This window comes from Rhodococcus sp. 008 (genome assembly GCF_001682295.1).
Classification (GTDB): domain Bacteria; phylum Actinomycetota; class Actinomycetes; order Mycobacteriales; family Mycobacteriaceae; genus Rhodococcus_F; species Rhodococcus_F qingshengii.
Map to the genome: position 1 here is coordinate 2,461,558 of NZ_CP012749.1, position 22,235 is coordinate 2,483,792.

The window sequence follows — 22,235 nt, forward strand, 5'->3', positions numbered from 1 at the left end:
CTCTCCCTCTCCGACGTGGACGTGACCGTCGGAGAGCTGCAGTGAGTGGGTAAAGTTCGAAGTCGTGATTGACCTCAAGTTTCTCCGTGAGAACCCCGAAATCGTCCGCGAGTCGCAGCGCACCCGTGGAGAAGATCCAGGACTGGTCGACGCTCTGCTCGAAGCCGACGCGTCCCGACGCGCTGCCGTTCTGACCGGAGACAACCTCCGTGCAGAGCAGAAGGCCTTCGGCAAGAAGGTCGGACAGGCATCTCCGGAGGAGCGTCCCGCACTGCTCGAAGGTTCCAAGGAACTGGCGGCAAAGGTCAAGGAAGCCGAGGCCGCGCAGCACGAGGCGCAGGCCGCGCTCGACGCCGCACACCGCGCGATTTCCAACGTCGTACAAGAAGGTGCGCCGGCCGGCGGCGAGGACGATTACATCGTTCTCGAACACGTCGGTGAGATTCCGAAGTTCGACTTCGAGCCGAAGGATCACCTCGAGCTGGGCGAGTCGCTCGGCCTGATCGACATGGAACGCGGCGCCAAGGTTTCGGGTTCGCGCTTCTACTTCATGACCGGCTACGGGGCCATGCTCCAGCTCGGACTGCTGCAGTTGGCTGCGCAGAAGGCGATCGCCAACGGATTCACGATGATGATTCCGCCGGTGCTCGTACGCCCGGAAATCATGGCCGGTACCGGCTTCCTCGGTGCTCACTCGGACGAGATCTACCACTTGCAGGATGACGACCTGTACCTCGTCGGAACTTCCGAGGTACCCATGGCCGGCTACCACTCGGGCGAGATCCTCGAACTGAACGAAGGCCCTAAGCGCTACGCCGGTTGGTCGTCGTGCTTCCGCCGCGAGGCCGGAAGCTACGGCAAGGACACCCGCGGCATCATCCGTGTTCATCAGTTCGACAAGGTCGAGATGTTCACGTACTGCCGTCCCGAGGACGCCGACGCCGAACACCAGCGTCTCCTAGGGTGGGAGCGAGACATGTTGGCGGCCATCGACGTTCCGTACCGCGTGATCGACGTCGCCGGCGGAGACCTCGGTTCTTCGGCTGCGCGTAAGTTCGACTGCGAGGCATGGGTCCCGACGCAGGGCACCTACCGCGAGCTGACATCGACGTCCAACTGCACGACGTTCCAGGCCCGCCGCCTCGGAGTTCGGTACCGCGACGAGAACGGCAAGCCGCAGACGGCCGCCACTCTCAACGGCACCTTGGCTACGACGCGCTGGATCGTGTCGATTCTCGAGAACCATCAGCAGGCCGACGGCTCGGTGCGAGTGCCCGAGGCATTGGTGCCGTTTGTCGGCACGGATGTGCTTCGCTGACACGCTGAACCAACACAATCAGGGCCGCGACGGACTCCGTCGCGGCCCTTTTCGTACTTTCGTACTGGTAGGTTTGGAACTTTTTCTGAACTGACGAAATATCAACTTTTTCCCGCCGATTGGCGCGGTGACCACCAAAAGCGTTGTCGATGGGCCGCTTTGGCGATAGTTTTGCGTTCAATCGAGTTTCCATACCCTGCTTTTCCATCCCGCGTCTGGTGATACGAGGGTGAGTCCGGGGTGAATTGGACAAGTGTCTTGCCAAAAGTGGTACACGTACTAGTTTTTTCGTTATGTTGTGACGGCGCGCACACGTTTTGTCCGAATCCACTGCTCATGTTTGCCCTTCCGAAGGAAGTGCCCATGCCCCAAATCTCTCAGTTGCGGCGATTCGCCGTGCCCATAACCGGAACCGCCATGGTCGCCGGAATGCTGCTGGTCGGCACGCCCGCGTCAGCTGCTATCTCGACCACCGGTTTCAAAACAGCGTGCGTTGCCGGATCGATTATCGGAGACGTCCACAAGGTCACCGACAACCTCATCACGGTCGACGCCCCGGCTTCTGTCCAGCCCGGCGAGACTTTCACCTACCGAATTCAGCCGAGCGGAACGTCATATCCGGACAAGGACTCCGGAGCGACTACTACGAACTTGTCACGTCTGAAAATCGACTATGCCATCCCGAGCAATGCGACGTACGTTTCCGCTACCGTCGTCGCAGGTACCTCCATCGGACTCGACAATGTCGCACCGAATGTTCTCAGAGTCAACGATTCTGGCAATGTCGACGGCAGCGGCGGGATCCTGCGGTTGTCAGGAAACAACCAGGTGATCGGCAACAGTCCGACGACGAGCACGAACTCGGAGGGTGGAATTCGAGTACCGAAGTCCAAGAAGAACCTCGATGGCTCGACAAACGGCAACGGAGACACGTGGTTCCGACTTCCCGCAGTCGACGTAACAATGGTCGCTGGTGCGACGGGAGTGATCCAGCCGAAGGTGAGGACCGCGGGTGCGGCCGGCAACCTCGGTGCCAGCGAAAACTTCAGCACTCAGCTCGCAAAGGCGAGTTTCCTTGGTACACAGTGGGCTCCGACCCGGTGCTCGCCTCGCGAGAACAAGGACACCACGCCTCTCAACGCTGGTGCAGGTCCACTCGCGACGATCAGCATTGCTTCGGCTCCGGTGGATGTCGAGACCACGACGTCACTCTCGGTTCCGGCTACTGCCATCACAGGTACGGCGGTTGATCTGACGGCCACCGTGGCTCCGAACAACGCTGTCGGCACGGTGCAGTTCAAGTCGAACGGCACGGCGATCGGCACTCCGGTCACGGTGACTGGCGGTGTTGCGACATTGAGCCATGCGTTCGATGCTGCTGGTGCGCAGAGTGTTACGGCTGATTTCACTGCTGGTGCAGGATTTGTGAGTTCGTCGGCGTCGGCTCAGACGGTGACCGTTTCTGATCCGGCTCCGGTGGATGTGGAGACGACGACGTCGCTCTCGGTTCCGGCGACTGCCGTCACGGGTACGGCGGTTAATCTGACGGCGACGGTTGCTCCGAATACTGCTGTCGGTACGGTGCAGTTCAAGTCGAACGGCACTGCAATCGGTTCCCCGGTCACGGTGAGTGGCGGTGTTGCGACTCTGTCGCACGCGTTCGATGCTGCTGGTGCGCAGAGTGTTACGGCTGACTTCACCGCTGGTGCTGGCTTTGTGAGTTCGTCGGCGCCTGCTCAGACGGTGACCGTTTCTGATCCGGCTCCGGTGGATGTGGAGACCACGACGTCACTCTCGGTTCCGGCGACTGCCGTCACGGGTACGGCGGTTAATCTGACGGCGACGGTTGCTCCGAATACTGCTGTCGGTACGGTGCAGTTCAAGTCGAACGGCACTGCAATCGGCTCCCCGGTCACGGTGACTGGCGGTGTTGCGACTCTGTCGCACGCGTTCGATGCTGCTGGTGCGCAGAGTGTTACGGCTGACTTCACCGCTGGTGCTGGCTTTGTGAGTTCGTCGGCGCCTGCTCAGACGGTGACCGTTTCTGATCCGGCTCCGGTGGATGTGGAGACCACGACGTCACTCTCGGTTCCGGCGACGGCGATCACGGGTACGGCTGTTGATCTGACCGCTACCGTGGCTCCGAATACTGCTGTCGGTACGGTGCAGTTCAAGTCGAACGGCACGGCAATCGGCTCCCCGGTCACGGTGACTGGCGGTGTTGCGACGCTTTCGCACGCGTTCGATGCTGCTGGTGCGCAGAGTGTTACGGCTGATTTCACCGCTGGTGCTGGCTTTGTGAGTTCGTCGGCGCCTGCTCAGACGGTGACCGTGTCGGATCCGGCTCCGGTGGATGTGGAGACCACGACGTCACTCTCGGTTCCGGCGACGGCGATCACGGGTACGGCTGTTGATCTGACCGCTACCGTGGCTCCGAATACTGCTGTCGGTACGGTGCAGTTCAAGTCGAACGGCACGGCAATCGGCTCCCCGGTCACGGTGACTGGTGGTGTTGCGACTCTGTCGCACGCGTTCGATGTTGCTGGTGCGCAGAGTGTTACGGCCGACTTCACCGCTGGAGCTGGCTTTGTCAGCTCGTCGGCGTCGGCTCAGACGGTGACGGTGTCGGATCCGGCTCCGGTGGATGTGGAGACGACGACGTCGTTGTCGGTTCCGGCGACGGCGATCACGGGTACGGCTGTTGATCTGACGGCGACGGTTGCTCCGAACAATGCTGTCGGTACGGTGCAGTTCAAGTCGAACGGCACGGCCATTGGTTCACCGGTGACAGTCACGTCGGGTGTTGCGACGCTCTCGCATTCGTTCGATGTTGCTGGTGCACAAAGTGTTACCGCTGACTTCACCGCTGGTGCTGGGTTTGTGAGTTCGTCGGCGCCTGCTCAGACGGTGACGGTGTCGGATCCGGCTCCGGTCGACAAGGCGACAAAGACGGTGCTGAGTGTTCAGGGTGAAGCCAAGGTCGGACTGCCTGTTGATCTCTTCGCGACAGTGTCCGAAGATCCCTCGGACGCCCTGGTGCCGTCCGGCGGAACGGTCCAGTTCAAGATCGGTGGAGTCGATCTGGGCGCCCCGGTCGCGGTTGTTGACGGAGTTGCCAAGCTGCCGCACGTGTTCGGAGCAGAAGGCACCTTTGCAGTCTCGGCTGCATTCAGTGGATCCGGTGTGTTCACGTCGTCCGCTGCGGAGTCTGTCGACGTCAATGTCACGGTTCCGACCCCGTCGGATGTCGAAAGCTCTACGTCGTTGACGGCTCCGTCCTCGGCAAAGGTCGGCACGGCGGTGCAGCTGAAGGCTGTGGTCAGTTCTTCCGGCGCGACGTCGGGAACCGTCCAGTTCTTCGACGGAACGACTCCGATCGGAACTGCCGTTGATGTTGTCGGTGGGCAGGCCGTGCTGAGCCACACCTTCACCACGACCGGCAACCATTCGATCACCGCGGTCTACAGCGGAGCCCAGGGCGTCACGGGTTCCACGTCGACTGCATCGGTTGTGAACGTCGGTAACGGGGGTGGTGGCTCCGGTTCGCTCGGTTCGCTGTCGCTGCCGTTCGGTTCATGATTCTCCGATGATGTGATGCCCCCTTGCGCCCATAGGTGCAAGGGGGCATTGCTCTTCGGGAATCGCGGATTGGTCGTTAGCTGAACTATTGGCAATTCGTGAATATTTGTCTGAAATAACTGATACAAGTACTACTTTTGACGGGTACTGTACGAGCGTCCAGCTCCATTCCGATTTCCGCTCTGTTCGAGTGACCTCCTTCCGTGCGGTTCCCGATCCACGTCTGTTGCTAGCTGAGGAGAGTTCGTGTTGGTGAGAAGAAGTTCCGCGGTCGTGGTGGCGGCGTTGGTCGGTGGCGTGCTGGTGGCAGGTGGCGTTGCTTCGGCAGCTCCGACGTCATCTCCCGCGGTGGAGAACTCGATCGGGTTCAAGCTGGGTTGCGATGGTTATGAACATCTGGCTGTTGATATCGCGGATGTGTTTCATTCGACGGGTGTGACGGTGTCTGCACCGGAGAAGGTGGTGGCGGGGTCGACGTTCACCTATCGGGTTCAGCCGAACGTGATGTCGGTGCCGACGGGTGGGCATGCAGGCCGCAGTGTCGGTAAATGGACGCGGCTCAAGTACGACTTCGATATACCTGCAGGGGTGTCGTTGGTGGATGCTCAGGTCGTGGCAGGTACTTCGTCGAATTTGTCCGGTGTAACTCCGTCGGTGATTCGGATCAACGACGGCGGTTCGCCGGATGGCGCGGGTACGCATCTGCGTATTTCGGGGAACAATCAGACTGCTGACTCGAACAACAAGGGCGGTAACGGCCCGAGCACGAGCAAGAACAGTGACGGTGGAATCGAGGTAGGGGCAGGGAAGACCTTCCGGTTGCCCGCGATCGACGTGACGGTGGTTGCCGGTGCCGCGGGTAGTACGGTGCAGCCGAAGTTGCGTGCCACAGATGGTGATTCGGGTGCGTTCAATTCGCCGAAGAATGCGTTCACGTTCTTGCAGTACGAGACCCTTTGGCCGGGGTACTGGGAGCGCTACAACTGCTCTCCGCGCGATTCGAGTGGTGGTGGGTTGAATGCGGGTGGTCAGGCATTGGCCACCGTCAACGTCGTCTCGCAGGCGGCGACCTCGACCACAGTGACATCCGGCGCGGCTGCAACGGTCGGTCAGTCGACCGATTTGGTTGCGCAGGTCTCCCCGGCACCGACAGGCGGCACCGTTCAGTTCAAGGATGGCGGAACTGACATCGGCGCCCCGGTGGCCGTCGTCAATGGCGTTGCCACACTGCCACATACATTCACCGCGGCAGGCGATCACTCCATCACCGCTGTATACGACGGTGTTCTCGAGTTTCTGACATCCACGTCACCAGCACGCACAGTGAGCGTGGCCGCTGCCGATGTACAGACGACTGCGTCGTTGACAGTCCCGAGTAGTGCCGTCGAGCAGACCTCGGTCGCGCTGACCGCAAACATCTCACCGGCAGCTAACGGCGGAACGGTCCAGTTCAAGGACGGTGGCATCGACATCGGCGGACCCATCGCGGTGACTGGCGGAGCGGCGACCCTGGATCACACGTTCACTACGGCGGGATCGCACTCGATCACTGCGGTCTACTCAGGTACTGCAGGTTTTGGTGGTTCGACCGCGCAAGCTCAGACCATCGAGATCTCGAGCTCATCGCTGAGTACGACTACAACGCTTCAAGTTCCGGCTACGGCGGTTACGGGTACTGCTGTTGATCTGACTGCGACGGTTGCTCCGAGCAATGCTGTGGGTTCGGTGCAGTTCAAGTCGAACGGTGCGGCGATCGGTTCTCCGGTGACTGTTGCCGGTGGGTCCGCAATTCTGTCGCATGCGTTCAGTGTTGCTGGTGCTCAAAGTGTTACCGCTGACTTCACTGCTGCTGCAGGGTTTGTGAGTTCGTCGGCGTCGGCTCGGACGGTGACGGTGTCGGATCCGGCTCCGGTGGATGTCCAGACCACGACCTCACTCTCGGTTCCGGCGACTGCCGTCACGGGTACTGCGGTTGATCTGACGGCGACGGTTGCTCCGAACAACGCTGTCGGTTCGGTGCAGTTCAAGTCGAATGGCACGGCGATCGGTTCACCGGTGACGGTGACTGGCGGTGTTGCGACATTGAGCCATACGTTCGATACTGCTGGTGCTCAGAGTGTTACGGCTGACTTCACCGGCGGTGCAGGGTTCGTCAGCTCCTCGGCATCGGCTCAGGCGGTGACGGTCTCTGATCCGGCTCCGGTGGATGTGGTGACGACGACGTCGTTGTCGGTTCCGGCGACGGCGGATACGGGTATGGCGGTTGATCTCACCGCGACGGTAGCTCCGAACAACGCTGTCGGTACGGTGCAGTTCAAGTCGAATGGCACTGCGATCGGCACTCCGGTGGCAGTCACGTCGGGTGTTGCGACGCTGTCGCATGCGTTCGATGCTGCTGGTGCTCAGAGTGTTACGGCCGATTTCACCGCCGGTGCTGGCTTTGTGAGTTCGTCGGCATCTGCTCAGACGGTGACCGTTTCTGATCCGGCTCCGGTGGATGTCGAGACGACGACGTCGCTGTCGGTTCCGGCTACGGCGGTTACGGGTAGTGCTGTTGATCTCACCGCGACGGTAGCTCCGAACAACGCTGTGGGTTCGGTGCAGTTCAAGTCAAATGGCACTGCGATCGGTTCCCCGGTGACGGTGTCCGGTGGCACCGCGACCCTCTCACATTCTTTCGATGCTGCTGGTGCACAGAGCATTACCGCGGATTTCACCGCTGGTGCCGGATTCAAGAACTCGGTTGCAAGTGCGAAGTCAGTTCAGGTCAGTGTTGCCGACCAGGAATCCGTCGTCGAACTGAATATCCCGACCGACGCCAAAACTGGTGTGGCGACCGACTTGTGGGCAACCGTCCGAACGTCGTCGGATGATGCTGTCGGCGTCGGAACCGTGCAGTTCTACGACGGTGGCGTCGCGATCGGCGGTCCTGAAGCGGTTACGGCCGGCGCTGCCGGCCTGACGCATTCGTTTACCTCTGCGGGTGCGCACAGCATCACTGCGGTCTATTCGGGAGGAGCCGGTGTAGTCGGATCCTCGGCCCAGGCGCGGACGGTGAATGTAACGGACCCTGCGCCTTCGGATGTCACCACGGAGACTGTGGTGACGGTGCCTGGTGATGCCGTGGTGAACAAGTCGGTGACCCTGTCGGCGACTGTCAGTTCGGTGCAGAACGGTGGAACGGTGCAGTTCATGGATGGGGATACTTCGATCGGTGACGCTGTGGCAGTGGTCAACGGGATCGCGGCGCTGAACCACACCTTCACCACAACTGGCACGCATTCGATTTCGGCAATCTACAGTGGCGCAGCCGGATTCACAGGCTCCACCTCGGCGGCCCACGCAATTCAGGTCAAGGCTGCAACCGGCGGTGGCACGGGCAGCCTCGGTTCAGGAAGCGCTGGCTCGAGCGATTTCCTTCCGTTCGGTTCCTGACCGGAACAGTTCAGGTCGCGGCCCCGAGGCAATATCCCTCGGGGCCGATCGACAGGGTGAACTGCATCGAGCGTGAGTTACCCGTTCCGTCGCGGACGGGCAGGGTGACACGGACGTAGTCGCCGCGAACCGGAGTGACTGTTGCAGCGTCGGCGTCGAAAGACTTGATACCGGCCAGTTGATTCGGATCGAGCTTGAGTGGCGGCTGGCCGGTTGCGCCGGTGCCGTCGGGATCCCACGGGCTGTTGCCGGGGCAGATCAGTGGATAGAACGTCTCGACGTCGCGGGTATTGACCGGCCGTCCCGTGGCGCGTGAGAGAAACCTGACGACGGCGTGGGAAGCGTCGGCCGCGGTGTAGAAGTTTGATTGCCCCGCAGGGAAGACGAACGGGCACGCATAGCCGGAAGCGATCTCCGAGCGCTTGGCGGCGACGGAGAGTCCGCCGCTGCTCCAGGTGACCGCGTACTGGCCGTCGACGCCTGGTGCAGCGACGGCCGTCAAGATGGCGGGAACATCCGAATATCGGTCGGCGATCGTTGTGGGCGGCATCGTCCAGCATGCATTCGTGAGCGCAGCCACGTCCAAGGACACCAGGTCCGTTGCCCAAGCTGCCAAGGCCGGCGCAGCAGCCGGATTGCCGGGCACGTCACCAACCGGAGGTGGCGCGACCGGCGCAGCGGGCGCAATTGTCGTCGTGGGTGCGAGAGTGGTTGTTGTCGTGGTTTCAGTCGTCGGCGGAGACGGTTCGTCCGTCAGGATTCCCGTCCGTCCGTCGTCCTCACATGCGGTTATCGCCAACGTCATGGCGAGTGCGACTGCCCCCACTGCCGCTCGTCCTGCCGACTTCATTCGTTCGTACGCCCCTTTTGCGACATTCTGACCAACATCCACCCCAGAACTGCTGCGGGTCAGATCACGGATTCCCGTCTACGCTAGCGAACTGTGGATCCCGTTTACAGAACAGTCATCGGCATCGCCCGTACCGTCTTCGCTTTCGAGGGCCTGAAGTTCTCCGTCAAGGGAGAGCAGAACATCCCGGCGTCCGGTGGCGCCGTGATCGCGATCAACCACACCGGGTACATGGACTTCACGTATGCGGGACTGCCGGCACGGACCCCGAAGCGCTACATCCGGTTCATGGCCAAGAAAGAGGTCTTCGACAATAAGATCTCCGGACCGATCATGCGGGCCCTCAAGCACATCCCGGTCGACCGCGGCGCGGGCGCCGACTCCTACAAGGCGGCCGTAGATTTCTTGAAGCGCGGCGAATTGGTGGGCGTGTACCCCGAAGCCACGATCAGTCGGAGCTTCGAGATCAAGGAATTCAAGTCCGGCGCCGCTCGGATGGCGATCGAGGCGGGCGTCCCGATCGTTCCCGTCGTCATCTGGGGCGCTCAGCGCGTGTGGACGAAGGGTTATCCGAAGCGTTTGGGCCGCACCAACACTCCCATCTCCATTGCCGTCGGCGAGCCGATTGCACCTTTCGAGCCGGCGAGTGAGCTGACGGCGAAGCTGCGGTCGACGATGCAGGAGTTGCTGCTCGATCTGCAGAAGAGCTACGACCATCCCGCCGGCGAGTACTGGGTGCCGGCCCGCCTCGGTGGCAGCGCGCCGACGCTCGAGCAGGCCGACAAGATGGATGCCGATGAGGCCGAGGCGAAAGCCAAGGCTCGCGAGGCGCGGAAGTCCGAAGGCTGACCCATGCCCTTCGAACCCGTTTACACCGCCGTCGAGGTAGTCGCGCGTGGTCTGAGCGGTTTCCAGGGCGTGAAAGTCACCCGCACCGGGACGGAACACGTCCCGGTGTCCGGCGGTGCCGTCATCGCGATCAACCACACGAGTTACCTCGATTTCATACCGGCGGCCCTGGCGGTCGGCACCGCGAAACGCAAGCTCAGAGTGATGGCCAAGGCTGAGCTGGCGGACAACAAGGTCCTCGGCTTCCTCATGCGTGGATGCGGCGTCATCGAAGTGGATCGCTCTGCCGGAGCGCAGGCGTATCGAGCCGGAGTCGACGCCCTGAAACGGGGCGAACTGGTGGGCGTCTACCCGGAGGCGACGATCAGCCGGAGCTTCGAGATCAAGGAAATGAAATCCGGAGCAGCTCGGATGGCCATCGACGCCGGCGTTCCGATAATTCCGCTGATCGTCTGGGGCGCCCAGCGGATCGTCACCAAGGGCGGACCGAAAAATCTGGGCCGCAATCATTTCCCGATCTCGGTGGAGGTGGGTGCACCGATCGATCCGGTCGAGCCCGCCGAAGCGTTGAGCGAGATTCTGCGCATCGAGATGGATGCAATCCTGCGCCACGTGCAGGACGGGTTCGTGCACGAGCCCGGGGCGTACTGGGTGCCGCGCCGACTCGGCGGTGGCGCACCGACGCCGGAGGAAGCTGCGGCCATGGACGCACAGGAACGCGCGAAGCGGGCGCGCTGAGCGAGACCGTCGTACCGGGCAGGCACAATGGCGGTGTGAGCCCAGACCGTCGTATCAGCCCTGACCGCCCAACCTTGGTTGCGACCGATGTCGACGGCACCCTCATCGATCACGACGAGTTGGTCAGTGCCCGCACCCGCGCCGCCGTGCATGCCGTCGTCGAATCCGGCACGCCGTTCCTGCTGGCAACCGGGCGTCCTCCGCGATGGATTTCGCCCGTCGTCGAGGGCTTGGGATACGCGCCACTCGCCGTCTGCGCCAATGGAGCCGTTGTCTACGACAGCTACGCCGACCGCGTCCTCAGCGCCGCGACCTTGTCGGTCGACGCACTCACCGAACTCTCCGAGCTGGCACTGGTTGCACTCCCGGGCGCAGGTTTGGCCGCGGAACGAGTAGGGGAGAGCGCACATGACGCCGCCACCCCACAATTCGTCAGCTCACCGGACTACGAACATGCCTGGCTCAACCCGGACAACACCGAGATGTCCGAGGACGAAGTGCTTGCGGCGCCGGCCGTCAAACTCCTGATTCGCCGTCCAGGCATGACCAGCACGGCGATGTACGACACGCTCGCCCCGCACGTCGGTGCGCTCGCCGACATGACGTACTCCACCGAGAACGGACTGATCGAACTCTCGGCGCCGGGCATCACGAAGGCGTCGGGCCTGGTTGCCGCCGCGGAGAGGTTCGGCTTCGACCTGTCGGGTCTGGTGGCCTTCGGGGACATGCCCAACGACATCCCGATGCTGGGGATGGCACGCCTCGGCGTTGCCATGGGCAACGCTCACCCCGAAGCCAAAGCCGCAGCCGACGAGGTCACCGACACCAATTCGGCACACGGGGTCGCAAAAGTCCTCGAGCGCTGGTGGTCGTAGAACCCACCAGCGCCCGAGGACGTGTACTGCTCGAGTGTCAGCCGACAGGCGCGCTGTTGGCCATTTCCTGGGCAAAGGTCTCGTTGTAGGTCTTGAGGACCTTCGTGACCATGCCGGTGATCTGGTTGAAGATCAGCGAACCGTTCTCGAAGTCGCTTCGCAGGCCGTCCGGGATCGAGTACTCGTCCGAGATCGGCAATCCCAGTTCACCCGCGTCGGAACCGAAACTCTGCCACGACTTGAAGATCTCGCCGAGCACGGTGAACACTCCGCCGTTCGGCGAGGTGTAGACAGCGCCGTTCTGGAACAGCGCACCCTGGTTGCCGAGCTTCGCCTGCAGAATTCCGGACAGTGCCTGGCCGAGGCGTCCGATCTCGCCACCTTCGGCGATCCACTTCTGCGCGAGCGGTGAATTGTCGGTGATCTGCAGAATCTGGGTGACCAGATCCGGGATCGACGAACCGGTGCCACCGGTGACCGTGTCGACCGGAGTGGTCGGCTTGGGCGCAGGCGTCGACGGATTGGAGGGGTTCGAGGGGTTCAACGTTCCCCCGATGTTCGCGGCCGCGATGTTCCGGATGTCGTTCATGTGTGCGTATGCGGCATCACCCGGGCACGCGGTGTTTCCGACGTCGCGGTGGGCGAAGATGATCGGCAGATCGACTGCTGCGCCCTGCGGGTACGGCGTGAACTCGGTGCCCTCGGAGTACATCGTCGTTCGGCCCTTGGGATCGAGTCCGGCCATGCCGAGCTTCCAACCGAGGAACTTGCCGACGGCGTTGAGCGTCGCCTGCGAAGGCTCGACGGTGGAGTAGTCGCCCATCATCGCGATACCGGTGGTGTTCTCGTTGAATCCACCCGCGTGTGCACCCTGAACTGCCTTGTCGAGTCCGCCTGCGCGGCCTTCGAAGGTCTGACCGTACTTGTCGACGAGGACGTTGTATCCGACGTCGCACCAGCCGAGCGTCTGTGCGTGGTAGGCGTAGATCGAGCGGACGATGCCGGCCGATTCGGCCTTCGTGTAGTTGTTGCTACCTGCGGTGTGGTGAACGGTCGCGCCACCGATGAAGTCGTCGTAAGTGGGGGAGTCGCAGCGAAGTGACTCGTCTGCTCCCCACTGAGCACGGGTGATGACGGACGGTCCGCTGCCGCCGAGCGGCGCTGCGACGGCCTGCAGATTGCTGTCTGCCTCGCTGGCGCCCGGGTCGATCAACACGGCGGTGACGGCATCTGCTGCCGTCGTCACCTGGCGAAGCGGCTTGGACACCGAAGCGGGTGTGTACCCGAGTTCGCCGGTGGCTGCGGGTGCTTCAGCGGGGGCAGCTTCCGGAGCGGGCGCGGGGGCAGCTTCCGGAGTCGGGGCCGGCGCAACCTCGGCTGCGGGAGCAGCGGCACCCTGCGGCGTGAGGATCTGGATGGACTTGGTGGCGCCGACGAAGACCGGTTCGGTGGCGGTGCCGGAGTTGGTGGCCTGATCCGAGCTGGCGGAGTCGATGGCGTCAGGGGTGAACCACGGGCCCCAGGTGCCGTCTTCGGCCAGGGCGCGGACCTTGGACTGCGCCGAGGCGATGGTGTCCGAGGTCAACGCGACCATGCTGAACGGAGTGTCGCGGGTGACTTCCTTGACCACGGCACCTGGCTCTTCCTCGGAAGGAACCGGAGCGGTTTCGGTCGGGGCGCCGGGAGCAGCGGGTGCCGGGAACAGCTCGGTCGGCAGCGTGATCCCGGGAGGTAGCGGGATTTCGGTCGGGAGCTTGAGGTTTCTCAGATCACCGAGGTTGATGTCGGGGAGATCGAGACCGGTCAGCTCCTTGACCGGAATGATGATGTCGGGCACCGACGCGAGGAGCACCTCTGCGATCTGGGTCGGCACTGCTACTGACGTCGTCTCGTTCGCGGAACGTACATCGGACGTAGTGCTCGTGAAGCCGTAGACCGCAAAAGGACTTGCGACAGCCACTGCGGCTACAGCCCCGAGTACGAGCGAGGGCTTCGGTCGACGGTGTGGCAAGGGATTACTCCTCGGTTGTAGTTACTTGCGAGCGAACTTCAGGGCCGATGACGGCCGTGAACGGAATCCTTCAAAACCGGATCCGAGCAGGTCGGATGCCATGTTCTGGGGTTGAACTCCAGTTTTCGGACGCGTACGTCTGCAACTCGTGATGCTGATGTGACTCGTGTGACTGGTGTTGCTAACTCCAAACACTCTTGCCACACTAGTCACAAAAGTCCATAACGCTCAACCTTAGGGTGAGACTTTAGTTAAATCGTTGTGGACTGGCCTGCGCGCGAAGTACCGACTTCGCGGACTCGTGAGGCCGGTAGCGATGAGGAGAGCATTGATGGCGAGAAGCGGAAGAAGCGGAACTGCAGGTAAGAAGCCTGTGTCCGGTCGCGCAGGTCGCTTTCTGGTGGGCGGACCCGGGAGGCGAACCTCGCTGATGCGGATCTCGGTCCTCGGTCTCGTTCCGGCTCTTGCGCTCGGCGTCGCGATCGGAGGTTTCACGCAAATCCGCGCTGACGAGCCGTCGATCCTGCACGCCGTCGCTGCCGACACGCAATTCACGCTCTCCGGGCACGGCAACGGACATGGCCGTGGAATGGGCCAGTGGGGCGCTTACGGCTACGCCAAGAACGACGGCTGGTCCGGCGAGCGAATCCTCAGTCACTACTACGGCGGAACCGTCCTGGACTCGATGCCGCCTGCCCAGATGAGTGTGCGGCTCACGGCCCAGGACAACTCGACGCTCGACGTCTACTCCGACGCCGGCCTCGTGGTCAACGGTCAGCGCACCGCGCCCGGCGAGGCTGCCCATCTCACTGCACTGCCCGGTGGCGGTGCGCAGGTAGTGGTCACCAGCGGGTGTGGTGGCGGGGTTGTCTGGGAAGCGGTCACCGACCATCCGTGGGTGGACCCGGTGGACCTCGGTCCTGATCGACCCGCCGACCAGTTCCTGAAGCTGTGCAACAACGACGCGCCCTATCGAGGCGCCCTCGGCGTAGTGCTCGACAACGGCTCGGCTCGGACAGTCAATCTCCTCGACATGGAGGACTACCTGCTCGGCGTGGTGCCGGTCGAAGCGAAGGCCGAATGGGCCGATTCCGGTGGGGCCGAAGCGCTACGGGCGCAAGCCGTGGCAGCACGCTCGTACGCTGCGACCGAGCATCGCAGCTCGTACGCCGACACCTGCGACACTCAGGACTGCCAGGTCTACGGCGGAGCGGGCAAGGAAGATCCCCGCACCACCGAAGCCGTCCGGTCCACCGCCGGCGCCGTTCTGTCGCGTGACGGCAAGATCGTTGCCACCGAATTCTCCTCGTCCACAGGAGGTTACAGCTCCGGCGGTGAATTCCCGGCCGTCGAGGATCTCGGTGACGCCCTTTCTCCGAATCATGACTGGACAGTGAATCTGACCGCAGGGCAGATTGCGGACGCCTTCGATGTGGGTGAGCTGCAATCGCTCAAGATCCTCTCGCGCAACGGATTCGGTACCGACGGCGGGCGAGTGACGGCAGTCGAGGTAGTCGGAACAGATGCAACTGTTGGCGCCACCGGAATTCAGTTCCGCCAGAAACTCGGCCTGAAATCCGACTGGTTCACCATCGGTGACGGTGCGGGTGTGGTAGTGGCACCGGATTCGGAATCGACAGTGCCGGAATCCAATTCGCCATCCGACGATCCATCGGGTACGGTTACGGAGACGCAGATCGAGAAGAAGTATCGGGAGCTCGGCGGTGAAAGCGGCTCTCTCGGTGCTCCTGCCGGCCCGGAGATGCAGTTGCCCTCCGAAGCAGGCACTTTCCGTGTCTACGAAAACGGAACCATCATCTGGACAAAGGTTTTGGGCGCGCAGGTAGTTGATGCCAACGTGCTCCGCGAGTGGATACCGACGGGCGGAAGCTAGGGGAAGGTCGGTCGGTAGCGACTCGCACGTATCGACTCTGAAGGGTCTCTGCCGTAACCCGGCGGAGGCCCTTCAGGTCGTTCAGGGTTCGTTGGTTGTCGGTCAGATGGTCGGGGCGTCGCCGAGCAGGCGGTACTCGAGCCACAACTCCGCACGTTCCGTGGGGGAGCCGAGGTCGAGCTGGAGAAGGCTCTCGATCCGAGCGAGTCTGCTGCGCAACGTATGCCGATGAATATTCAGCGCTGTGGCTGCGGCGTCGCCCACCCCGTTGTGTGCCAACCACATGGCCAAGGTCCGGTAGAGATCGCTACCGCCCTTCGCTTCCAGAAGCGGGCGCAAGTGTGCCGCCGCGAATGCCGTCGAGCGATCCTGGTCGAGAAATGCGGACAATCCGCTCTCCGAGAGTTCGGCGAACCGCATCGAAGGCAGGTTGCGGGCACCGGCCTCGGCTGCTGCCTGCGCGGCTTGGCGTCTGGCGCGCGAGAGATCGTCCCACCACAGCATGTCCGACACGCCGACGGTGACGTCGATTTCGTTGACACGGGCGAGGATTCGCCCGCTGTCGGTAGCCGAGACGACGGCAATCAGTGCACCGTCGGTGATGCCGAACGCCAGATCGCGGCTGAGACCATCGAGCAGTGAGACGGACACGCTCTCGAGCAGGCCACTCGGGCCCGCTACGTGGAAGACCTGGAAAGGCTCGACCGGAAATCCTCCCCACAGTTCCCCGGAGATGTTGCGGGCGAGCGCATTCTGTCCCTCGAACAGCTGATGCATCGCAACGGTACGAAGGTGGTTCATCGTCAGCTGTGCGTCTCGGGTTCGAGCCGTCATCAACGTGAGCAGAGACGCGGCTGCGATGACGATGCCCTGATTCAGTGAACCGACGGCGCCGGGGCAGCCGGCGACGAGGTACCCCATCAGCTTTCCCCTCGACGTCAGCAGCGGATGGGAGATGACGTCCTCGTTCTCACTCGTGAGGAAACTGACTTCCATCGGGCGGGCGTCGCGCTCGGGGGCAGTTCGCTCGATTCCGGCGGCCGCGGCGGTGTGTGAGATCTCGACGGTATGTCCGGCCGAGTCCAGCAGAGCCGCCCATCCGCCGATCAATTCCGCCACCCGTCGTACGACTGCCCGGGTGCCGTTGACCGTCACCGCAGCTTGAAGCAGTCGCCGCAGGCTCTGGTAATTGCTGCGCAGCGCTTTCATGTCGTCGTCGGATTGCGCCTTCGACACCGCTTTGGTCAGGGCGATGAAAGGTGTTCGCAATGGGACGTCGAGAAGGGGCACACTGAAACGGGTGGCCGCATCCACCAGAGTCTGTGGCGCCTGCTCGTATCCGAGGCCGGTTCCGAAACCGATTCCGGCAATTCCGGCCGCCACCAGGGTCCGTACGAATCGGGTCGTTTCCGCGGCCGTCGTCGGTAGTGACACCCCGGTGATGAGTAGTAGTTCACCGCCGTCGAGGAAGGGCGTCGGGTCGGGAAGTTCGGAGACATGTGCCCAGGTCAGGGTGCGATCGAGCTGGTCGTGCCCAGCCAGGACGCGAAGGCCGAACTGTTCGGTCGCACAAAGCTGGCGGAGCGTGATGGGCATGAGTCCAGTCTGACACCTCGAACTCGCCACTTTGTAGTGCCTGCGGTCACGTTTGTACAAAGTGGAGCCTGACGCGAGCTTGCCGAAGGTCCGACACTGGCGCTATCGAAAATGCGCTCCGGATAGAGCGCCACCGAGATCCACGTTCCGAACAGCCCACAAGGAGTACTGATGTCCAGTACAGACCAGCCGGCACTTCAGCACACGCTGAAGAAGCGGCATCTGTCGATGATTGCGATCGCAGGCGTCATCGGCGCCGGACTGTTCGTCGGCTCCGGTGTGGCGATCCAGGAGACGGGACCCGGTGTCCTGATTTCCTACGCGCTTGCCGGCGTCGTCGTCATCCTCGTGATGCGCATGCTCGGTGAGATGTCGGCAGCGTCGCCGGAAACCGGCTCGTTCTCCTCGTACGCCGACAAGGCCATCGGCCGCTGGGCGGGCTTCTCGATCGGCTGGCTGTACGCCTGGTTCTGGATCATCGTGCTCGGCATCGAGGCCACCGCCGGTGCCCTCATCATGAATCGCTGGGTTCCGGGGGTTCCCCAGTGGACCTGGGCATTGATTCTGATGATCGTGCTGACGCTGACCAACATCATCTCGGTCAAGTCGTTCGGCGAGTTCGAGTTCTGGTTCGCCTCCATCAAGGTCGTCGCCATCATCGCGTTCCTCGGCATGGGCATCGTGGCGATCTGCGGATGGATGCCCGGCGTCGAAGCACCCGGAATGACAAACCTGACCGGTCACGGCGGCTTCCTGCCGAACGGAACAGGAGCGATGCTCGCCGCAGTCCTTGTGGTCGTGTTCTCGTTCTTCGGGGCCGAAATCGCCACGATCGCCGCCGGTGAATCGGCCAACCCGCTCGAAGCTGTTCGCGCAGCCGTCAAATCCGTCGTCTGGCGAATTCTCATCTTCTACATCGGCTCGATCGCGGTGGTCGTCACCCTGCTTCCCTGGGACAGCGCGTCGGTTGCACTCAGCCCGTACGTCGCCGTCATGGACTCCTACGGCATTCCGGCCGCGGGCAACATCATGGACGTCGTCGTCCTCACGTCGGTTCTGTCCTGCCTCAACTCGGGTCTCTACACCGCGAGCCGCATGATCTTCTCCCTCGCCGGCCGCGGCGACGCCCCCAAGTCGCTCTCACGTATCGAGAAGACCGGCGTCCCGATGCGCGCTGTCCTGGTCTCGACGATCGTCGGCTTCCTCACCGTCGGCATGAACTACCTCTCCCCGGACAAGGTCTTCCTGTTCCTGGTCAACTCCTCCGGTGCGATCGCGCTGTTCGTCTGGCTGGTCATCTCGGTGTCCCAGCTGCGCACCCGCCGCAAGCTCGAAGCTTCGGGCCAGGAGCTGGAACTCAAGATGTGGTTCTTCCCGTACCTGACCTACGCCACGATCGCCGCCATCATCGCGCTCTGCATCGGAATGCTCACCCTGGACTCGACGCGCAGCCAGATGATCGTGTCCCTGGGACTTGCAGCGATCCTCGTGGGTATCGGGCTCTACCGCTACCGGAACCACAAAGACACCGACACCGACGCCGAGGTCGTGCCCGTCGCCGAGAGCGCTCCCACACCCTGACACCAACGTCCCCATCTGCGAGATACTTCGATGTCCTAGTATCGGCCACGGACAGAGAAATCGACGTGAGCACAGCAGATGGGGACAATCATGACCACACCCGAACCGATCGTCATCGTCGACGGGGCCAGGACCCCCGTCGGTAGCTTCGGCGGCGTCTTCAAGGACGTACCCGCACACGAGCTGGGCGCCGCAGCAGCCAAGGCCGCGCTGAGCCGCGCCGGCGTTGCGCCCGAAGACATCGACGAGGTCGTCATGGGCTGCATCGGCCAGGTCGGCCCGGACGCCTACAACGCACGCCGCGTCGGCATCGCCGCCGGACTGCCCGAGAACGTCCCCGCCTACACCGTCAACCGCCTCTGTGGCAGCGGCCTGCAGGCTGTGTGGTCTGCGGCGATGCAGATGCGATGGGGCGCAGCTGCCATCACGCTCGCTGGCGGTGACGAGAGCATGTCTCGCATGCCCTTCTACGACTTCGCCGCCCGCTCGGGCTACAAGCTCGGCGATCGCAGCCTCGTCGACGGCACCGTCGCGATGCTCACCGACCCGTTCAGCAAGGCTCACATGGGCCGCACTGCCGAAGCCGTCGCCCGTAAGTACGGCGTCAGTCGCGAGCAGCAGGACGAGTTCGCCGTCGAATCTCAGCGCCGCGCCGCTACCGACGCAGCGAAGGCGGCATTCGCCGAGGAAATCACTCCCGTCGAGACCGGTGGTCGGCGCTCCGTCACCGTCACCGAGGACGAGCATCCCAAGCCCGGAACCACCGTCGAAACCCTCGCCAAGCTGCGCCCCGCATTCGAAGAGGGCGGATCCGTCACCGCCGGTAACGCGTCGGGCATCAACGACGGCGCCGGCGCACTCGTCCTCGCGACGGGCACCGAGGCAGCCAAGCGCGGTCTCACCGGACTGGTCACGCTCGAAACCGTCACGACGGCAGCCATGGAGCCCGGCCTGATGGGCTACGCTCCCGTGCTCGCTCTCGAAAAGCTCTTTGCACAAACAGGATTGAAGCCTTCCGACATCGGCACCGCCGAGGTCAACGAGGCGTTCGCTTCGCAGGCCATCGCCGTCATCCGTGACAGTGGCCTGGATCCGGAGAAGACCAACCCGTACGGCGGAGCGATCGCCCTCGGACACCCGGTCGGCGCCACCGGAGCCATCCTGACCCTGCGTGCGGCCCGCGACATGGTCCGCCGCGACCTCGAATTCGGCATCGTCACCATGTGCATCGGCGGCGGTCAGGCACTCGCTGCCCTGCTGAAGCGGGTCTGATCATGGCGACCAAGCGCAAGCCGTCGTGGCACGACGACGAGATCACCGCAGTAGCCGAACTGGCCCGTGGTTTCTTCGATCGTGAACTGATCGCCAAGCGTGAGCAGTGGGACGCTCAGCATCGCGTCGACCGGTCCGTGTGGCTCGAAGCCGGCAAGCTCGGCCTGCTGTGCTGCTCGATTCCCGAGGAATACGGCGGGGGCGGTGGAACTTTCGCGCACGATCTCGCTGTCTTCGAGGCGCAGGGCTACTGCGGTGACTATGCGCTCGGTAACTCCGTGCACAGTGGCATCGTCGCCCACTACGTGCTCGAATACGGAAGCGAAGAGCAGAAGAAGGCCTGGCTGCCAGGTATGGCGACGGGCGAAATCCTCGGCGCCATCGGAATGACCGAGCCAGGAACAGGTTCCGACCTCAAGGCAATCACCACCTCCGCGATCCGTGACGGTGACCACTACGTCGTGAACGGGTCGAAGACCTTCATCACCAACGGTGGCAGCGCAGACATGATCGTGCTTGCCGTCAAGACCGACCCCAAGGCGGGCGCCAAGGGTGTCTCGCTCCTGATTGTGGATCTTCGTGACTGCGAAGGCTTTGCGGTCGGCCGCGTGCTCGACAAGGTCGGTCAGCACGGCGCCGATACGTCGGAGCTGTCCTTCACCGACGTTCGCGTTCCCGTCTCGAACCTCCTCGGTGAGTCCGAGGGGCTCGGCTTCGGTCAGTTGATGGCGCAGCTGGTGCAGGAACGCCTCATCATCGGCGCGCAGGCCATCGGCACCATCGAGCGTGCAGTCGAGGAGACCGTCGCATACACCAAGGCGCGTCAAGCGTTCGGGCACAGCCTCTTCGAGTTCCAGAACACCGCCTTCGAGCTGGCCGAGTGCCAGACGATCGCACGCACCTGCCGTGTCTTCCTCGACAACTGCATCGAGGATCACCTCAACGGCGAGCTGGACGGCGCAGACGCCGCGATGGTCAAGTACTGGCTCACCGAGCAGCAATGCGCCGTCGTCGACCGGTGCGTGCAGCTCTACGGCGGATATGGCTACATGCGTGAATACCCGATCGCGCGCATGTACGAGGACTCCCGCGTCCAGAAGATCTACGCCGGCGCCAACGAAGTGATGAAGGGCATCATCGCGAAGAGTCTTTGATCACCGGCGTCGAAAACCATTGACACCGACCAGGCACCCACCGAGCATTTCGGTGGGTGCCTTTGTGTGTGCCCACAAGCGGTATCGAGCTGTTCGGAAGGCAAACACTAATGAGCTTCACCATCGACGTCGGGTCGGCACGCGTCACCCAACTGACAGAGCTGGCGCACTGGCCGTTTCCGCCGCGAGAGCTCTTTCCCCAGGCGAGTGAGGCGGAGATAGAGGAAGCGTCGGCGCGGCTGACACCGGAGTTCTTCGACGAGGGTAGTGGTGACCTCGTGCTTGCCATCCACACCTACCTGGTGGAGATCGGCGGCAAGGCCGTCGTCGTCGACACCGGCAACGGCAACAGCAAGCACCGGCCGAACCTCTTGCCGCATCACATGTTCGGTACCGACTACCTCTCACGCTTCGCAGCCACCGGTGTGTCAGTCGACGACGTCGATCTGGTGGTCAGCACACATCTGCACCCCGACCACTGTGGCTGGAACACCGCCCTCGACGCCGAAACCTGGCGGCCTACCTTCCCCCGCGCGACCTACATTTTCGATCGCACCGAACTGGCCGCGCTCCAACAACTCGCCGCCGACGGTCCACACGAAGGAGTGGTCTCGGATCTGGCGCAGACCTTCGAGGACAGCGTCCGTCCCGTTCTGGACGGGGCGAAGTGGGAGGCGGTCGACGACGGCCACGTCCTGGCCGAGTCCGAAGGCACACGCGTCGTCGTTCGCAGCGCGCCCGGCCACACGCCGGGTCACATCGTGATCGAGATCCGCACTGCCGACGGCGGCGCCGTCATCGCCGGCGACGTGATCCACCATCCGATCCAGTTTCTGTACCCGGACCTCAGCCAGGGCGGCGACGCGGATCCCGAGATCGCCAGGGTCACCCGCCGCGAACTTCTCGAACGCTGCGCGTCGGAGGGACTGCTTCTACTTCCCGCACACTTCCCCGTCGACGAACCGATCGTGATCGAATTCGATTCGAGCGGTGCACCTCGTGCTTCCGGTCTGATCGGTCTTGCAACGTCCTGACTTGCCGCATCGTCCCTGGTGACGCATCCAACCCTCGGCGTCCGAACAG

General features: G+C 63.0%; 14 protein-coding genes. 11 read left to right on the top strand and 3 right to left on the bottom strand.

The annotated features are described in order from the left end of the window. The first annotated feature begins 64 nt into the window (after positions 1-64). The 3 genes from serS to AOT96_RS11575 all read left to right on the top strand — a co-directional run bounded on the left by serS (position 65) and on the right by AOT96_RS11575 (position 8,332). On the top strand, positions 65-1,318 hold the full coding sequence (gene serS, locus AOT96_RS11565; RefSeq protein WP_007736032.1) for a serine--tRNA ligase: 1,254 nt from the start codon (positions 65-67) through the stop codon (positions 1,316-1,318). Between the two features lie 363 nt (positions 1,319-1,681). Further along, a complete protein-coding gene (locus tag AOT96_RS11570; RefSeq protein ID WP_065352828.1) occupies positions 1,682-4,897 on the top strand; it encodes an Ig-like domain-containing protein in 3,216 nt (1,071 codons plus the stop codon). A gap of 252 nt (positions 4,898-5,149) precedes the next feature. Continuing rightward, positions 5,150-8,332 (top strand): beta strand repeat-containing protein, encoded by a 3,183-nt coding sequence (locus tag AOT96_RS11575; RefSeq protein WP_065352829.1) that lies wholly within the window; start codon positions 5,150-5,152, stop codon positions 8,330-8,332. Between the two features lie 10 nt (positions 8,333-8,342). On the opposite strand, the gene AOT96_RS11580 is transcribed toward AOT96_RS11575, so the two are convergent. Then, positions 8,343-9,182: a hypothetical protein gene (locus AOT96_RS11580; protein WP_054188661.1), complete on the bottom strand. Its 840-nt coding sequence runs from the start codon at positions 9,180-9,182 to the stop codon at positions 8,343-8,345. Between the two features lie 93 nt (positions 9,183-9,275). Between AOT96_RS11580 and AOT96_RS11585 the strand changes: the two genes are divergently transcribed. From AOT96_RS11585 to AOT96_RS11595, 3 genes are read left to right on the top strand one after another with little or no spacing between them, the layout of a single operon-like run. Beyond that, positions 9,276-10,031, top strand: coding sequence for a lysophospholipid acyltransferase family protein (locus tag AOT96_RS11585; RefSeq protein WP_042921233.1), 756 nt, complete (start codon positions 9,276-9,278; stop codon positions 10,029-10,031). Positions 10,032-10,034: 3 nt separating this feature from the next. Next, entirely contained in the window at positions 10,035-10,769 is a 735-nt protein-coding gene (locus tag AOT96_RS11590; RefSeq protein ID WP_054188660.1) for a lysophospholipid acyltransferase family protein, read from the top strand. Between the two features lie 53 nt (positions 10,770-10,822). Further along, positions 10,823-11,644: a Cof-type HAD-IIB family hydrolase gene (locus AOT96_RS11595; protein WP_037131235.1), complete on the top strand. Its 822-nt coding sequence runs from the start codon at positions 10,823-10,825 to the stop codon at positions 11,642-11,644. Positions 11,645-11,681: 37 nt separating this feature from the next. On the opposite strand, the gene AOT96_RS11600 is transcribed toward AOT96_RS11595, so the two are convergent. Next, positions 11,682-13,655, bottom strand: a complete 1,974-nt coding sequence (locus AOT96_RS11600) for an N-acetylmuramoyl-L-alanine amidase (RefSeq protein ID WP_054188659.1) — start codon at positions 13,653-13,655, stop codon at positions 11,682-11,684. A gap of 331 nt (positions 13,656-13,986) precedes the next feature. On the opposite strand from AOT96_RS11600, the gene AOT96_RS11605 reads away from it, so the two are divergent. Continuing rightward, positions 13,987-15,549: a SpoIID/LytB domain-containing protein gene (locus AOT96_RS11605; protein ID WP_030535824.1), complete on the top strand. Its 1,563-nt coding sequence runs from the start codon at positions 13,987-13,989 to the stop codon at positions 15,547-15,549. Positions 15,550-15,651: 102 nt separating this feature from the next. Here AOT96_RS11605 and AOT96_RS11610 read toward each other — a convergent pair whose 3' ends face one another. Further along, positions 15,652-17,145 carry a PucR family transcriptional regulator gene (locus AOT96_RS11610; RefSeq protein ID WP_003943944.1) on the bottom strand — a complete coding sequence of 498 codons (1,494 nt, stop codon included), beginning with the start codon at positions 17,143-17,145 and terminating at the stop codon, positions 15,652-15,654. 171 nt (positions 17,146-17,316) lie between these two features. Here AOT96_RS11610 and AOT96_RS11615 point away from each other — a divergent pair, with 171 nt between their 5' ends. The 4 genes from AOT96_RS11615 to AOT96_RS11630 all read left to right on the top strand — a co-directional run bounded on the left by AOT96_RS11615 (position 17,317) and on the right by AOT96_RS11630 (position 22,186). Continuing rightward, entirely contained in the window at positions 17,317-18,726 is a 1,410-nt protein-coding gene (locus AOT96_RS11615) for an amino acid permease (protein WP_003943879.1), read from the top strand. 90 nt (positions 18,727-18,816) lie between these two features. Beyond that, positions 18,817-19,998: a thiolase family protein gene (locus AOT96_RS11620; protein WP_007731825.1), complete on the top strand. Its 1,182-nt coding sequence runs from the start codon at positions 18,817-18,819 to the stop codon at positions 19,996-19,998. A 2-nt stretch (positions 19,999-20,000) separates the two neighbouring features. Then, positions 20,001-21,152 carry an acyl-CoA dehydrogenase family protein gene (locus AOT96_RS11625; protein ID WP_007731824.1) on the top strand — a complete coding sequence of 384 codons (1,152 nt, stop codon included), beginning with the start codon at positions 20,001-20,003 and terminating at the stop codon, positions 21,150-21,152. Positions 21,153-21,262: 110 nt separating this feature from the next. Beyond that, positions 21,263-22,186 (top strand): MBL fold metallo-hydrolase, encoded by a 924-nt coding sequence (locus tag AOT96_RS11630; RefSeq protein WP_065351769.1) that lies wholly within the window; start codon positions 21,263-21,265, stop codon positions 22,184-22,186. Positions 22,187-22,235: the final 49 nt, after the last annotated feature.